The organism is Sneathiella chungangensis (assembly GCF_009882935.1).
In the GTDB taxonomy this organism is placed as follows: Bacteria; Pseudomonadota; Alphaproteobacteria; order Sneathiellales; family Sneathiellaceae; genus Sneathiella; species Sneathiella chungangensis.
The window spans coordinates 225,736-240,492 of sequence record NZ_WTVA01000001.1; the positions used below are offsets into that span (position 1 = coordinate 225,736).

A 14,757-nucleotide genomic window follows, 5' to 3' on the forward strand; every position below is an offset into this window, starting at 1 on the left:
TGATCAACCAATGAAAACGACACCTTACTGGTGGGAAGAGTGTCCTCCAATACGGCATCAAGACGACCTTTCCTCTCATATGGATGTCATTATTATCGGGGGAGGATATACAGGATTAAATGCAGCGATAACCCTTCGGCAGGGTGGTGCGTCTGTCGCCGTGCTGGAGGCGCAAGAGTTCGGCCAAGGCGCCAGTTCCAGAAATGCAGGGCATGTAAGCAGCGGAATTAATCTTGGGAAAGGGTCTACATCTGCCGCAAAATCCCCAATGGAACGCCATATGTCTGAGCAAACCATTGCGGGCTTGCGTGAAGAGGCAAGCAAATCATTCGACTTTATAGAACAACGACTTAAAACCTTGCCCGTTGATTCACAATATGTCCGCTCTGGCCGTTTCGTTGCTGCCATGTCACCACAACATTACGCCACTTTGGCTACAAAAATGAAAAAAGTGGCCCCAAATGATGCGGAGCTAATACCCAGTTCTGAACAGGACCGCGAAATAGGATCAACTCTTTTCCATGGAGGTGCCGTCATTGGTCGATCCGGACAACTTCACCCGGCGCGCTATTTACATGGATTGGTTCAGAAAGCGATGCAGGAAGGTGTTCGCTTGTGTTCGAACACGCCGGTAACCAGTATTAGTAGAACGGCCAATAAATGGCAGGTTACGTCGGAAAACAGGCGCCTAAGTTGCGACAAGGTTCTGATTGCCACAAATGGGTACACGGACGGCCTTCAGCCCTGGTTGCGAAGGCGAATAATTCCCGTTGCAAGCTATATCATTGTTACAAACCCGCTCCCCACCAAAATGATGGATCGCTTACTCCCCAATAGGAGGACCTACGCAGACACGCGCCGCTTGCTAAGCTACTTTCGCCCCACGCCTGATGGGCAACGGTTACTCTTTGGGGGACGGGCGACTTTAAGCCATCGAGATCCAGCGCATGTATCACCGGAGTTATTTGCTCGGCTACACCGTATTTTCCCGGAAGTGCGAGACACCGGAATTAGCCATGCCTGGAGTGGGAAGATTGCCTTCACTTTTGACTTCATGCCTCATCTCGGCGAGAACGACGGCATTATCCATTCCGCCGGTTGCAATGGCAGCGGCGTCGCTATGCAAAGCTATCTCGGTCATTGTGCTGCCGAAGGTATGCTCGATCGGCCAAAGAGTCTATTTTGGAACCTGAAGTTTCCTACCCTGCCATTCTATCATCAGCGCCCCTGGTTTTTGCCCCTTATGACTGGTTATTTTCGCCTTATGGATCAGGTAGACAATGTGCAACAGAGGTTTACACGCTGATCTCTAGAAAAAGTCCGTCAAAGCTAACTTCATCACAAGGGTTGTCGTTCTTTTCGAATTGACTACAATTTTTAATCACGAACTAGAAGAAAACACTGGGGGCTAGTTATGCGCATCAAACATCGGCAATTGGAGGGCTTTGTCAAATTTATGGAGACCGGTACGGTGTCTGCCGCTGCTGATGGCATGTGCGTATCTCAACCCGCCATGAGCAAGATGTTGGCGGGACTCGAAATGGATCTATCCCTTACCTTGTTTCGGCGCCATCGCAAACGCTTAGTGCCCACGGACGAAGCCAAACTTCTGTTTCAGGAAGTTCGTCGAATGTTTGCGTCCTTATCCGACATCGAACGGTTCGCACAGGACCTAAAAGCCATGAGAACAGGCGAGTTACGTGTGGTATCTGCCGCCTCTATCGGACGGACATTGGTGGCTGATGCACTTGCTGATTTCTCTCGCGCCAATCCCGCCGTCAAAATCTCTTTAGATGTCTCTACATCTGTTGGAAGTGACGTCATGGGACAAAATGTTGATGTCGGTTTTTCGGTGACACAGCTGCAGCAAGCGGCACTTACAACAAATATTCTTTTTCACGCGAATGCCATTTGTATTATGGCAAAGAACCATCCTCTGGCGACAAAGGACGAAATCGTCCCGAGGGACCTTGCGGGAGAATCATTCGTATCATTTCCGCGCGAGACTCGAATGCGCCATATTATCGACGCTGTTTTTGAACAACATCGTGTTCAAAGGGAAATGAATACCGAAGTGTTTTCCTCTGTTGAAGCCATTGAATTGGTTTCTCGCGGGATGGGAGTCGCGATTGTTGAACCTTTGGGATTGTACTACAAATTCCGCGAAGACATTGCCTTCCGTCCTTTCAGCCCAGCAATTGAGTTTACCTTCAATGTCGTGCTTCCCCGCGATAGAAAGCGCTCCGCGCTAACTGATTCATTTTTGGAGTATCTTCGCCTTAGAGTAGCCGCGTTAATTGATCGCGAAATTGAACAGCCAAATAGTGGTCTCTCAATCAGACTGCCAAGATCAATAAACGCGGAGGACAACACATCAGGCGGAGCTATCTCGCTGGACAAAGAAGGCCAAGCCAGCCACGCGCTCAAGAATTAGAACCGCGAGGAATGTTACAATCACGCTGATGGTCGATATCGCTGCGAGGACAGGGGATGCCCTGTCCTGAATGAATGTAAAAATCTGCACAGGCAATGTCGTAATTTCGGGACCAATCAAAAACATAGTCACAGTTACCTCGTCGAATGAGATAATACCTGAAAACAACAAAGACGTCAGAATACCAGACCGGCACATAGGTAAGATTATATCCTTAAGCGCCCGCCATTCACTTGCCCCCAGAACATTTGCCGCACGCATCAAATCAGGATCGATACTACGCAACGAAATATAGATCGGCCGGTAGGAAAATGGCAGTACGACGATGAGATGCGCCAAAATAATACCTGGTGCCCTCCCGAGAAGACCAAGCTCTGCGATAAGAGCGACCAAGGCGACCCCCATCGCCGCATGAGGGAAAAAGAGGGGAGAGAATATCGCAATTTCCAGCATTGACGCGATACGTGGGGCATAACGCAGCACGTAATAAGCCGTCAAAAAACTAACCGCTGTCGTAATTATTGCGGTAACGGCAGCCATCCAAAAACTCGTTAAAAATGCATCCAGCCATCTTGGATCTGCAAAAGCTTCAAGATACCAGCGCAGGCTCACGCTTTCCGGTGGAAACTGGATATAGGCTCCGCCGTTGAAAGACGCCCCTATAACGATAAAAATTGGTGCCGGAAGAGCGCATAGAAGTATTATTCCAAGCAATTTTAAACTACGATTCATTCTTGGCACGGTTCTACTCCTGTCCGCGCAAAACGCGGCGCTCAATTTTTTTAAGGATCACGAGAGAGAGAAAGCTGAGTGCTAATAGACAAATTGACCATGCTGCCGCTTTATTCATATTGAAGGCATACATTACCTCCTGATAGATCTGTGAGCCGACAAATTTCTGCGACAGTCCCCCGAGCAGGATTGGCGTAACAATTGCGCCAATGCATGCCAGATAGATCACTATTAATGCTGTAAATGCGCCAGGCAACGAAAGTGGAAGAACAATGTAACGGAAAGTTTGAACAGGACCGGCGCCAAGTACACGCGATGCTTCTTCCAAATTGTTCTCAATCTGCAAAAGCGACGACAAAATTGAGATCACCGCGAAAGGTATAAGCACATGGGTAAGGCCAATAATAACGCCAAGATCATTGAACATCAACGACAATGGATCCTCAATTACGCCAATCCATATCAGCATGGAATTGATGAAGCCTTTAGTGCCGAGTAGGACGATCCAGCCATAGGTACGGACGACGAGGCTAACAAGCCAAGGGACGAGCACAATAATCAGCAACATATTGCGCCATTTATCCGCACGCCATAAAAGCAATGCAATCGGATAGGACAGAATCACAGCAAGCAGGGCAACGATAACTGAAGCGATAATTGTGCGTATAAATACGACAATGTAGTCAGGACGGTCGATAATCTGCTGAAAATATTTCATCGAGAAACCGTCGCCCGCGGTAAATGCATTACTGAACAGGTAGATTACTGATCCAAAAAACAGGCCAAGAAGGATCAGTACGGGCAAAATCATTAACGCTTTGGAGGGGCTGAAAGGTTCGCCGGTATTCATTCTCGCTCTCCAAACGCCAAAGCCAAATCACCGGTAAGCGGTGAAAATAATTGAACATTTTCGGCGTCGAACTGAACACTGCAGTGGTCGCCTGTATGCAGGGAGTTTGCGTCGTTGCCCGTCATCGTCAGTGATATTAACTTTAGATTCTTGCATCTCACAGTATTGCGTATCATTGGTCCCAATGCGAGACGGTCTTCAACGACTCCGTCAAAAGAAATTCTGCCCGCGGCGGCGCTACTGCCAGTGGGCAATGTCATGAGTTTTTCAGGACGCAAACAAACAACGCAAGGTGCACCTTCAACGGCAACCAAGCCGTGCGCCGTGGACTTTGGTAAGGAGATGAGGCCTATAGCTGTATCGATTTCAAGCATATCCCCCTTTATCGTGCGGACTGTTCCTGCAAGTTCATTCACTTCACCGATGAACTTGGATACGAACAGCGTTTCCGGCCGTTCATAAATAGATTGCGGTGAGCCAATCTGCTGCACTTCTCCTGCGCTCATAACGACAACCTGATCGGACATGAGAGTCGCTTCTTCCTGATCATGCGTTACGAAAACAAATGTGGTTTTTAAGACCTTCTGGATATCCTTCAGGCTGAACTGCAATTGTTTGCGTAGTTGTAGATCAAGGGCGCTAAGTGGCTCGTCCAGCAGCAGGATCGAAGGCTCAAGGACGAGGGAACGAGCGAGTGCGACCCGTTGCTTTTGACCGCCAGATAACTGGGCTATCCGTCGTTCGCCAAGCCCTTGCAAGCCAACCAACTCAATGAATTGCCCAACGCGAAATTCAATTTCCTTCGAAGAAATTTGTCGTAATTTCAATCCGTAGGCAATGTTCTCATATACCGTAAAATGTGGGAAAAGAGCCAGGTTCTGGAACACCATGCCAATTGGGCGTTTCTGGGTTGGAATACCGTTTACATTCTGCCCATCGATACTAATTTGGCCGCGGGATGGTTCAATAAATCCGGCTATGAGCCGTAAGAGTGTCGTTTTACCACACCCCGACGGGCCAAGTAGAGTCACAAAACTGCCTGACCCGATTGAAAGAGAAACATTGGAAAGAACTTCTGTTTCTCCATAGCTCTTCGAGACATTTTCAATTGTAATACTGCCTTGCGCAGAAGGCGTTCCATCATCAATTTGGCTCACGGAATTCGCGCGGATGTTGGTCATTCAAGACTCCGGTACACAATAATTTTAAATTGGGGTGGGACACATAGTATTTATCCCACCCCGCTGGGAGGCTATTTTTGCGTATTTGCCATAATCTGCTCGACCGCATCCACGCGTTCTTCTCGATTTGCAACAACTACTTTCCAATCAGGAACGTACATTTTGGCCAACAGTTCCTTCATCGGCATTCCAATGCTTTGTTCGAACTCCGGCGGTAATATTACGGTAGTGTTGGTTGGCAGAGATCCTGTTGCAAGTGCCATTGCCTTTTGCGAATGCGCACTGATCAGCCACTCGAGATAGGTAATAGTATCGGCCCGATTGCTAGATCCCTTCGGCACTACCGCCGCGTAGGGCAGCATCAACGCACCCTCTTTCGGAATAACGATATCAAGATTAGTGACACCATCTCTACGCATTTGCCAGATCCGAGTGGAATAATATGGTACAGCAATCACTTCGCCGCGCCCGAGCAGCGTATTCATATGTGCCAGCGACGTATAGGTCGTCAGTGAGTTTGCGATTAATCCCTTCAGAGTGGCCATACCTGGCTCGACATTGTTGGCATCGCCGCCATTAGCGTGGGCGAACATAGTCAAATCATAAGGTGCCGCATAAATTGGCCTTGTAATGGACAGCTTTCCTTTCCATTTTGGATCTGCGAGGTTGTTCCACGAGGCAAAGTCTGCGGCGGTTGCCATGTCGTTCCTGAAGGCAATACCCAAATACCCGAAACTTGTTGGAATGCCGACGATCTTTCCGGCAGAATTACGAACGACCAATTCAGGCGGCAAATTTTGAACTCCCGGGAGTTCGCTATCTTCAAATTCTTCGAGCAGGTCAAGGTCGGCCATAGCAATCGATTCGAAGTATGTAACAGTAACAACATTATACTGCGACGCATTCGGCGAACGAACAGTTCCCGCAGTATTTGGCACCTCAGCTACTTTGGCTACAATTCCGGTTTTCTCTGTAAATGGATCTGTCACGTATTTGGCAAGGTTGATTGCACCTCCACCTCCCCATGTTGCGTGAATGACCTCAGCGATGGCTGAACTGCTCATCGCTGCGCCAAATATCGCCAATGCGAACATAATGAACCAGCGTTTCATGAATCTTTCTCCCTTTTGTTTACCACGGCCTATTTCGAGCGACAGCCGATATTCAATCACTATCGCTAACCGATTGGCGTTTTGTAAAATTCATTTGTCAGCATAATTTATTCCTGTGGGTTATGATTGAATTGAAATACCCATGGGATGAACTTGCTCTTCTTCCGCAATATAACAGTTGTTCGGCTGAGTTGGCGAAAACAACAAACAACCGCCGTTCATAACAATTTCATATGATATGGTGATCATAATTCATTTTTTTTTCATGTGAGATATCGCAAAAGTAAGTTTCATAATTTCTATAAGGGGTAAGAAGAAATGAACGGCGCGGACCTGGTTGTAAAGACGCTGGCAGACTGCGGTGTTGATCTGTGCTTCGCCAATCCGGGCACCTCTGAGATGCATTTTCTCGCTGCCCTGGATCAACGAGCAGACATTCGCCCCGTACTTGCGCTCCAGGAAAATATCGCGACCGGGGCCGCAGACGGATATGGCAGGTTAGCGGGCAAACCAGCTGTTACGCTTTTACATCTTGGGCCTGGTTTGGCGAATGGGCTATCCAACCTTCATAATGCCGCTCGCGCCTTAACGCCAATAGTGAATGTTGTCGGCGATCATGCAACAACGCATCGTGCACTTGATGCCCCTTTGACATCAGATATTGAAGCGCTATCACGTACCGTAAGTGTCTCGACCCTGACGGTTCCCGTTAAGACAGGCGTTGCAAACGCAACTCATACGGCGGTTAAAGCGGCACTTGGGCCGAAACCCGGCGTTTCAACATTGTTGTTACCTGCCGATGCGGCCTGGTCCGAAGCGGATAGTTCCGCGCAGATATCCAGCAATTTCATAAATAGTAATTTTCAACACAGTTCGGCCAGCCTTGACGAAGCTGTACGCATATTGCGACAACCAAACAGTGTCCTACTACTAGGGCATCATGCCGTACGCGGCAAAGCACTTGAGATCGCCGGACAAATTTCCGATAAAACCGGTACACGGCTAATTGCACAAACGACTAACCCGGTTATTGATCGAGGTATTGGGCGGGTTCCCATTACCCGCCTGCCGTTCCCAATTGAAGCGGCGTTGGCCACTCTTCAAAATGTGCCCGCGATGGTGCTGCTCGGCGCGAAGGCTCCCGTCGCTTTTTTTGCCTATCCTGGCAAGCCCGGTCGTCTCACACCCAACGACTGTAAAATTGTAGATTTTTGTCCACCGGCGGGAGATGCAATAGCCTCACTCGCCGCTTTGGCGGATGCGGTTGATGCCTATGGCGTCGCCTCCCATACAACAAAAGCAGGAGACCGTCCCGTATTAACAGGTCTCCTGGATGCCGGTGCCGTTGGGCATATTCTCGCGACCCTTTTACCCGAAGGTGCTGTAATTGTTGATGAGGCAATAACCAATAGTGTGCCGATTGCCGCAGCGACAGCAACAGCCGCACCTCATGAGTGGCTTCAGAACATGGGCGGATCTATCGGTTATGGGGCGCCCGCCGCAACAGGCTGTGCTTTTGCCCGCCCGGACAGGCCTATCGTTACGCTGATAGGTGATGGCTCGGCGATGTATACTCTACAGGCACTTTGGACGCAGGCACGAGAAAACCTACATGTCATTACCATAATTCTGGTGAACCGAACTTACAAAATCCTACAATTAGAGGCTGAAAAACTGGTCACTAGAACTCAAGGTAATGCAATACAGAAAACATTGAACATAGATTCTCCGGAGCTGAATTTCGTCAAGATGGCCGAGGGGATGGGCGTTGCCGCCGAAAGAGTTGAGACGATAAAGGCGTTCCAAAAAACCCTGGAATCCGCTTTTCGCAATCCCGGGCCAACACTTATCGAGGTTATGTTGTGAGCGAAACCGCCGACATCGTTATAGTAGGTGCAGGGATCGCAGGGGCCTCTCTCGCCTGGCGCCTCGCTCCAAAATGCAAAGTCCTGCTACTGGAGGCGGAAGAAACACCCGCATTCCATTCGACGGGCCGCTCCGCGGCCCTGCTGACCCCGTATGCAGGCGCACCCGCCATAAAGGCTTGCAGTCTGGCAAGTCGCAATTTTTTGAGAAATCCGCCTGAGGGATTCACTACCTATCCGCTTGTCTCTGCACGAGGTACATTGCTGATGGCAGACGCGACGCATGAAGAGGAATTAATCGCCAGTGCAAAGGAAATGCAAAATGTCGGCAGGCCCGTTCGGATGGCTCCGCTTTCCGAAGCGAAAAAACTGGGTATCCCGATTTCGGAGCGCGTTGTATCGCTTCTAATTGATGACGAGACGGACGACATCGACGTAAACAGCCTTCATATGGGTTTTCTAACTGGCGCAAAAAAAGAGGGCGCCCAGCTTTATTTGCAAACTCCCGTAACAAAATTATCTCAGCGTTCGGGCATCTGGACGGTTACGGCAGGCGGGCGACAATTCGAAAGCCCAATTGTTGTGAATGCCGCCGGCGCATTTGCGAGTAATGTCGCCACTTTGGCAGGCGCAATGCGGCTACCGTTATCCCCGAAAAAGCGGACGATCGTCATGATTCCCGCCACTGTCCGGGAAAAATCAGAACGTTGGCCATTGATTGCTGATTTGAAATATTCCTTTTACTTGAAACCAGAGGCTACTGGCCTCCTGGTGTCGCCAGTAGACGCCGAGCCCTGTAAGCCGCATGATGTCCAGCCAGACGAAATGGATATCGCCATTGCTATCGACAAAATGCAGCAATGGCTGGATATCCCGGTGAGACGTATTGAACGCTCCTGGGCAGGTCTGCGCAGCTTCTTTCCCGATGAAGATCCCGTGGTCGGATACGATGCGCAGGCCGAAGGTTTCTTCTGGTATGCAGGTCAAGGTGGCTTTGGCGTACAAAGCTCTCCAGCTCTCTCTAAGGTTGGAGCCGCATTATTGCTGAAAGAGCCTTTGCCGGAGTTCTGCGGTTTTGCCGGGCTGCACCAAAATAATTTTTCACCCAACCGAATCATGGAGTTTGCTAGATGAACCGTATTTTCATTGGCGGCATCGCCACGGAAACAAATACATTTTCCGCCGTTCCCACAGGGCTAAAAGACTTTCAGAATGATGGTCTCTTTCGCGGGAATGCGACGCAGTCTCCTCCCACACATTTCACATCTCCGCTGCATTGCTGGCGTCGCCGAGCTGAATCAGATGGGTACGAAGTTATTGAAGGCTTGATGACTTATACGCAGCCCGGTGGAACCACGACGCATGACGCGTGGGAAGCGTTGAAAAACATGCTCCTTGAAGATCTTCGTCAGGCTGGGTCTATCGACATGATCTTACTAAATCTTCATGGTGCGATGGTGGCTGACGGTCATCACGATTGCGAGGGAGAGTTGTTGCAGGCCATCCGCGAGATATCCGGCCCTACGACCATAATTGGCTGCGAACTTGATCTTCACTGCGTGCTGACAAATGAAATGGTCGACGCGGCAACCTTGATTGTTCCTTACAAGGAGTATCCACATACGGATATTCTGGATCGGGCTGAAGATCTCTATACTTTATGTGACCGCGCCATGCGGGGTGAAATTACGCCAGTCGCAGGGCGCGCGGAATGCCATATGTTGAGTGTTTGGCATACGACACGGGAGCCGATGAAATCCTTCGTCGCCGAAATGTTTGCACTTGAAAACGATAACTCAGCAATCCTATCTGTGAGTTTTTGTCATGGCTTCGCCCTTGCAGACACCCCGCAACTTGGTTCCCGTATGCTCGTATATGCTGATAAAGATCCAGAATTGGCGAAGGTAACCGCTGAGAAATGCGCTGAAAAAATTTGGGATATGCGCCATAAGACCCGCCATATTTCACTCGGCGCACAGGAAGTTGTTCAAAAAGCTTTGCAGGCGAAATCAGGGCCGGTTGTCATTGCCGACGCCGCGGACAATCCGGGAACCGGCGCGGGAGGAGATAGCACTTTTATCTTAAGCGCCTTGCTTGATCAGAAAGCAAAGGGCTCCGTCTTCGGATTAATGTATGATCCCATGGCGGTCGCCTCCTGCTGTAACGCCGGCATCGGAACTCGAATGACAGTGCGCGTCGGCGGAAAATTTGGTCCTTTCTCCGGACCGCCTCTGGATTTACAGGCGATTGTTAAAAATATTCGGGAGAATCATACGCAAACCACAGTCGCCGGGCAAACCATGACCACAGGCACCGCCGTTTGGATTGACGTTGACGGCGTTGATGTTGTTTTGTGCGATAAACGCGTCCAGACTTTTCATCCTAACGCGTTTACCGAGATGGGAATTGAGTTGTCAAATCGTCCCATCATCTGCGTGAAATCTACGCAACATTTTTATGCTGGCTTTGCCCCCATCGCAAGCGAAGTGCTTTATTCCCGAACCGAAAGTGCGATCCAGTTTGAAGGGCCCGTGTCCCCCTACAAACACCGCGACGGAAACTATTGGCCGGTTGTGGAAGACCCGAGAGCGGCAGCGCAATAAGCTTTAGCCAGAAAGAGGCAAGGGGGGTGGGGCTCCTGTTCGTAACCTACCCCATTGCTTTTCACTACACTATCGATCATGGTCCCCGCCGTATCGATGCCATAGGGGCCATCACCACCGGCAGCAACAGAGAAATCGGCGTTGAGATTTTGATGAAAGACCAGCGTCAATTGATATCTCAAAAGTTCTATTGGAAGGGCGACGATGGGACAAAATATCCCAATTCTTCACCCCTAAATCTATCAAAGTACTCTCGCTTAATGACACATAAAAATGCACTAAGTTTTGCTTGTTTTGTTGTATTTGCCCATGGCCGCCCACTCAACACGGAAAATCCCATTACATTGAGAAGATGAAAGCAGCCCTTATTGATTATATGGCGGAGGGTCGGGGATTCGAACCCCGGAAGGGCTTGCACCCTTGCTGGTTTTCAAGACCAGTGCATTCAACCGCTCTGCCAACCCTCCCGCGGCGGGCGTTGAAGGATGCGCCGACCTTCCGTGCATCACCACCCGCAACTGGTCCTGATCGTTTAAAGTTCCGGCAGGGGGCTGTCAATATCTTTCAGGGCCGAATTCACAATTCCCGCGCCGCATCCGTTAATCGGTAAAAATCAAGTCTTTTCATGCCGAACCCGTTGCGAATCCTTGGGGTTTGTGGCAAAAAGGAGGGGGTCGTAATTCGGAGTTCAAATGGCAAAGTTATCTGCGCGTAACATTCTTGTACTTTTGTTTGGCATTTTCCTCGTTGCTGTTTCCACGCCGGCTTTCGCCGCGCAGGAGTCATTTGACGTCTGGCTCGAGAAATTCAAGACCGAAGCACGGGAAAAGGGCATCAGCGAGGGCACCCTTGAAAGCGCATTCGCCAATGTGCAATTGATCGAGAAAGTCGTCAAACTCGACCGCAAGCAGCCGGAAGTCGTCCAGACATTTCAGGAATATATGGCGCAGCGCCTGCCGCAATCGCTGATCGATTCCGGCAAGGCCATGCTTAACGAGCATCGTCCCCTGCTTGAAGAAATTGGCCGGAAATATGGCGTGCAGCCTCGATTTATCGTTGCCCTTTGGGGCGTCGAGACGCGCTTTGGCAAATATACCGGCGGCTTCAGCGTCATCGACGCGCTGACGACCCTTGCCTATGACAACCGCCGGGCGGATTATTTCCGCAAGGAATTGCTGCTCGCGCTCCGGATCCTCGATGAGAACCATATCGCGCTTGCCGACATGAAGGGCTCCTGGGCCGGTGCCATGGGTCAGTCGCAGTTCATGCCCTCCAGTTTCGTCAATTTCGCCGTCGACTACGACGCGGACGGGAAACGCGATATCTGGACAACGAAAGCCGACGTCTTCGCCTCCGCCGCCAATTACCTCGCCAAATCCGGCTGGCAGTATGACCAGACATGGGGGAGGGAGGTCCGGCTGCCGGAAGGCTTCGATCCCGCCCTCATCGATCTAGACGTCGCCAAGCCGATGCGCGAATGGGAGGAACTCGGGGTGCGCAAGTCCGATGGCAGTCCGTTGCCGGATCGCCAACTGGTCGGCTCTCTGGTGCAGCCCAAGGGCGGCAACGGCCAGACTTTTCTGGTGTACAACAATTACCGGACCATTCTGAAATGGAACCGGTCAACCTATTTCGCCATGTCCGTCGGCTTTCTCGCCGACCGGATCGGGGACGGCTAGAATATTGAAAGTGCGTAGCGTATAAGGTGGTAGTATGATGACAAAACCGATGCCGAAATCCGGATTCCTGATCCTCGCCGCAACGACAATGCTGCTCGGCGGCTGCTCCGAGGTCAACCTGCTCAGCTATGGCGCAAAGAAATACCATGCCGCCTATGACAAGCAGAACAGCACGGTCACCAGTGCCGGCATCGACCGGGGGACGCCGAAGATCGGCAATCCCTACCAGGTGGACGGTATCTGGTACTATCCGAAGGAAGACAATTCCTATGACGAAACCGGGATCGCGTCCTGGTATGGGGAGCCGTTTCATGGTCGCAAAACCGCGAACGGCGCTGTCTATGACATGCATCAGCTGACCGCCGCCCACAAGACCCTGCCGCTGCCAACGGATGTGCGGGTCACCAACCTGGAAAACGGGCGGTCGATCATCGTGACCGTAAATGACCGGGGACCGTTTGCGCATTCCCGCATCATCGATCTGTCCTATCGCTCCGCCCAGCTTTTGGGAATGGTAGAGAATGGAACAGCGAAGGTCCGCGTGCAGGTGATCAATTCCGATACGATCGACGGCAATACCGTTATCGCCAAACCGAATACGCCGCTTAACGAGAAAAATGCCGTTGCCGCCGCGCCGCAGGCGACCATCGTGGCCGATACCCTTGCGCCGCCGCCGAATGTCAAGGCGGCCCCACTGCCGAAGATTGAGCCACTGCCGGCACCGTCGCCCGCTGTCGAGACCCAGATCGCCAGCACCGCGCCCTACAACGGGCCGACAAATGTGGTGACCGTCGCCCCGGTCGCGCAGAGTGAGATTTTTATTCAGGCGGGCGCCTTTGTCGATTATAACAATGCCAATATCCTGAGTGCGCGGCTCTCGTCCCTCGGTCCGACCAAGGTGAGCCAGGTACTGGTGAACGGGCAGGATTTTTACCGCGTACGGGTTGGTCCGGTTGACAATATCGCCGAAGCCGATCAGTTGCTGGCCAACCTGCTCAATACCGGTCACACGGACGCCCGGATTATAATCGAGTAAGCGGCCACAAACTGGCCTGATTTTGCCGTTAGGGAATTCGGCTGAACATCAACCGGATTCTGTTGACAGACCCAAGTGATAACAATGACTGAAAGCGTAACCGCAATGACATGCAGGACCTTTTCCACCCGGATTTTCTCTCTTCTTTGCCTTTGCATGGCCTTGAGCATCACCGCCGCCCGGGCGGACGCCATCGATACCCCGGCCCGCGAAGCCTTCATTTTTGACATGAATACCGGGGCTATCCTCCTTGAGAAGAATGCCGATGACCTGATGGCGCCGGCATCCATGAGCAAGCTGATGACGATCACGATGCTGTTCGAACGGCTGAAGGAAGGATCGCTGTCGATGGACGACACCTTGCCGGTCAGTGAAAAGGCCTGGAAAAAAGGCGGTTCGAAGATGTTCGTCGAGGTGGATACCCGCGTAAAGATTGGCGATCTTCTGCGCGGGATCATCGTGCAGTCCGGCAATGACGCCTGCATCGTGGTGGCCGAAGGCCTTGGCGGTTCCGAGGAAGCCTTCGCTGACGCCATGACGGCGCGGGCGCGGGAACTGGGTCTTCAGAAAAGCACCTTCGCGAACGCAACGGGCTGGCCCGATCCGAACCATAAAATGACGGCGCGGGAACTGGGAATGCTGGCCAAGCATATCATCGAGGATTTTCCGGAATATTATCCGATTTTCGCGGAAAAGGACTTTACCTACAGCGAGATTAATCAGGGCAACCGCAATCCGCTTCTCTACAAGGATAACGGCGCGGACGGCCTTAAAACCGGGCATACGGAAGAATCCGGTTATGGTCTCGTCGGCTCGTCAGAACGCAACGGACGGCGACTGATCCTTGTGGTGAATGGCCTTGAGAACGCGAAGGAACGCAGCCGCGAATCCGAACGTCTGATGGAATGGGCCTTCCGCGAGTTCGATAACTATGCGCTCTTCAAGGCGGGGGATGTGGTTGACAACGCCCGGGTCTGGCTCGGCAGTCAGGATACCGTGCCGCTGACCGTGGAATCCGACCTGACCGTAACTCTCTCCCGTCAGGCGCGGAAATCCATGGTCGTCAAGGTCGTCTATAACGAACCGATCCCGGCCCCGATCGTCAAGGGAACACCGGTCGCGCAGCTGGTTGTCTCGGCCCCGGAAATGGAGACCGTCTCTGTCCCCCTCGTCGCCATGGAGGATGTCACGCGTCCCGGCCCGTTCAAGCGCCTGACATCGGCGGTCGAATATCTGGTTTTCGGCCCGCCCGCCAATTAGGCGGC

General features: G+C 51.5%; 13 protein-coding genes and 1 tRNA gene. 9 read left to right on the forward strand and 5 right to left on the reverse strand.

What is annotated here, in order from left to right; translation table 11 throughout:
* Positions 1 to 10 precede the first annotated feature (10 nt).
* The gene (locus GQF03_RS01065; protein ID WP_161337336.1) at positions 11 to 1,306 is read left to right on the forward strand and encodes an NAD(P)/FAD-dependent oxidoreductase; all 1,296 of its coding nucleotides are present in this window, start codon (positions 11 to 13) and stop codon (positions 1,304 to 1,306) included.
* 108 nt (positions 1,307 to 1,414) lie between these two features.
* Complete coding sequence (locus GQF03_RS01070) at positions 1,415 to 2,434, forward strand: LysR substrate-binding domain-containing protein (RefSeq protein ID WP_161337337.1); 1,020 nt, start codon at positions 1,415 to 1,417, stop codon at positions 2,432 to 2,434.
* Here GQF03_RS01070 and GQF03_RS01075 read toward each other — a convergent pair.
* The 4 genes from GQF03_RS01075 to GQF03_RS01090 all read right to left on the reverse strand — a co-directional run bounded on the left by GQF03_RS01075 (position 2,375) and on the right by GQF03_RS01090 (position 6,309).
* Positions 2,375 to 3,166, reverse strand: a complete 792-nt coding sequence (locus tag GQF03_RS01075) for an ABC transporter permease (RefSeq protein ID WP_161338065.1) — start codon at positions 3,164 to 3,166, stop codon at positions 2,375 to 2,377. The two genes, GQF03_RS01070 and GQF03_RS01075, sit on opposite strands and share 60 nt — an antisense overlap.
* 13 nt (positions 3,167 to 3,179) lie before the next feature.
* Positions 3,180 to 4,016, reverse strand: coding sequence for an ABC transporter permease (locus GQF03_RS01080; RefSeq protein WP_161337338.1), 837 nt, complete (start codon positions 4,014 to 4,016; stop codon positions 3,180 to 3,182).
* On the reverse strand, positions 4,013 to 5,197 hold the full coding sequence (locus GQF03_RS01085) for an ABC transporter ATP-binding protein (protein ID WP_161337339.1): 1,185 nt from the start codon (positions 5,195 to 5,197) through the stop codon (positions 4,013 to 4,015). The genes GQF03_RS01080 and GQF03_RS01085 overlap by 4 nt, the downstream gene beginning before the upstream one ends.
* A 71-nt stretch (positions 5,198 to 5,268) precedes the next feature.
* A complete protein-coding gene (locus GQF03_RS01090) occupies positions 5,269 to 6,309 on the reverse strand; it encodes an ABC transporter substrate-binding protein (RefSeq protein ID WP_161337340.1) in 1,041 nt (346 codons plus the stop codon).
* 318 nt (positions 6,310 to 6,627) lie between these two features.
* Between GQF03_RS01090 and GQF03_RS01095 the strand changes: the two genes are divergently transcribed.
* The 4 genes from GQF03_RS01095 to GQF03_RS01110 are packed head-to-tail and all read left to right on the forward strand — an operon-like array spanning position 6,628 to position 11,133.
* On the forward strand, positions 6,628 to 8,175 hold the full coding sequence (locus GQF03_RS01095; RefSeq protein ID WP_161337341.1) for an acetolactate synthase large subunit: 1,548 nt from the start codon (positions 6,628 to 6,630) through the stop codon (positions 8,173 to 8,175).
* Positions 8,172 to 9,308, forward strand: a complete 1,137-nt coding sequence (locus GQF03_RS01100) for an FAD-dependent oxidoreductase (RefSeq protein WP_161337342.1) — start codon at positions 8,172 to 8,174, stop codon at positions 9,306 to 9,308. Before GQF03_RS01095 ends, GQF03_RS01100 begins: the two co-directional genes overlap by 4 nt.
* Positions 9,305 to 10,777: a M81 family metallopeptidase gene (locus GQF03_RS01105; protein ID WP_161337343.1), complete on the forward strand. Its 1,473-nt coding sequence runs from the start codon at positions 9,305 to 9,307 to the stop codon at positions 10,775 to 10,777. The genes GQF03_RS01100 and GQF03_RS01105 overlap by 4 nt, the downstream gene beginning before the upstream one ends.
* A gap of 26 nt (positions 10,778 to 10,803) precedes the next feature.
* Positions 10,804 to 11,133, forward strand: a complete 330-nt coding sequence (locus tag GQF03_RS01110; RefSeq protein WP_161337344.1) for a hypothetical protein — start codon at positions 10,804 to 10,806, stop codon at positions 11,131 to 11,133.
* A 21-nt stretch (positions 11,134 to 11,154) separates the two neighbouring features.
* Here the strand turns inward: GQF03_RS01110 and GQF03_RS01115 are convergent.
* Positions 11,155 to 11,244, reverse strand: a tRNA-Ser gene (locus GQF03_RS01115).
* Between the two features lie 225 nt (positions 11,245 to 11,469).
* On the opposite strand from GQF03_RS01115, the gene GQF03_RS01120 reads away from it, so the two are divergent.
* The 3 genes from GQF03_RS01120 to GQF03_RS01130 all read left to right on the forward strand — a co-directional run bounded on the left by GQF03_RS01120 (position 11,470) and on the right by GQF03_RS01130 (position 14,752).
* Entirely contained in the window at positions 11,470 to 12,456 is a 987-nt protein-coding gene (locus tag GQF03_RS01120; RefSeq protein WP_161337345.1) for a lytic murein transglycosylase, read from the forward strand.
* Positions 12,457 to 12,490: 34 nt separating this feature from the next.
* Complete coding sequence (locus tag GQF03_RS01125; protein ID WP_206376067.1) at positions 12,491 to 13,492, forward strand: septal ring lytic transglycosylase RlpA family protein; 1,002 nt, start codon at positions 12,491 to 12,493, stop codon at positions 13,490 to 13,492.
* An 84-nt stretch (positions 13,493 to 13,576) separates the two neighbouring features.
* Positions 13,577 to 14,752: a D-alanyl-D-alanine carboxypeptidase family protein gene (locus GQF03_RS01130; protein WP_206376069.1), complete on the forward strand. Its 1,176-nt coding sequence runs from the start codon at positions 13,577 to 13,579 to the stop codon at positions 14,750 to 14,752.
* The last annotated feature ends 5 nt before the right edge of the window (positions 14,753 to 14,757 follow it).

What these genes read in the sequence shown, in the direction of transcription:
- GQF03_RS01095 (WP_161337341.1), top strand. Translation starts at nt 6,628, where the DNA reads ATGAACGGCGCGGACCTGGTTGTAAAGACGCTGGCAGACTGCGGTGTT.
- GQF03_RS01080 (WP_161337338.1), bottom strand. Translation starts at nt 4,016, where the DNA reads ATGAATACCGGCGAACCTTTCAGCCCCTCCAAAGCGTTAATGATTTTG.
- GQF03_RS01105 (WP_161337343.1), top strand. Translation starts at nt 9,305, where the DNA reads ATGAACCGTATTTTCATTGGCGGCATCGCCACGGAAACAAATACATTT.
- GQF03_RS01065 (WP_161337336.1), top strand. Translation starts at nt 11, where the DNA reads ATGAAAACGACACCTTACTGGTGGGAAGAGTGTCCTCCAATACGGCAT.
- GQF03_RS01090 (WP_161337340.1), bottom strand. Translation starts at nt 6,309, where the DNA reads ATGAAACGCTGGTTCATTATGTTCGCATTGGCGATATTTGGCGCAGCG.
- GQF03_RS01120 (WP_161337345.1), top strand. Translation starts at nt 11,470, where the DNA reads ATGGCAAAGTTATCTGCGCGTAACATTCTTGTACTTTTGTTTGGCATT.
- GQF03_RS01130 (WP_206376069.1), top strand. Translation starts at nt 13,577, where the DNA reads ATGACTGAAAGCGTAACCGCAATGACATGCAGGACCTTTTCCACCCGG.
- GQF03_RS01070 (WP_161337337.1), top strand. Translation starts at nt 1,415, where the DNA reads ATGCGCATCAAACATCGGCAATTGGAGGGCTTTGTCAAATTTATGGAG.
- GQF03_RS01085 (WP_161337339.1), bottom strand. Translation starts at nt 5,197, where the DNA reads ATGACCAACATCCGCGCGAATTCCGTGAGCCAAATTGATGATGGAACG.
- GQF03_RS01075 (WP_161338065.1), bottom strand. Translation starts at nt 3,166, where the DNA reads ATGAATCGTAGTTTAAAATTGCTTGGAATAATACTTCTATGCGCTCTT.
- GQF03_RS01125 (WP_206376067.1), top strand. Translation starts at nt 12,491, where the DNA reads ATGATGACAAAACCGATGCCGAAATCCGGATTCCTGATCCTCGCCGCA.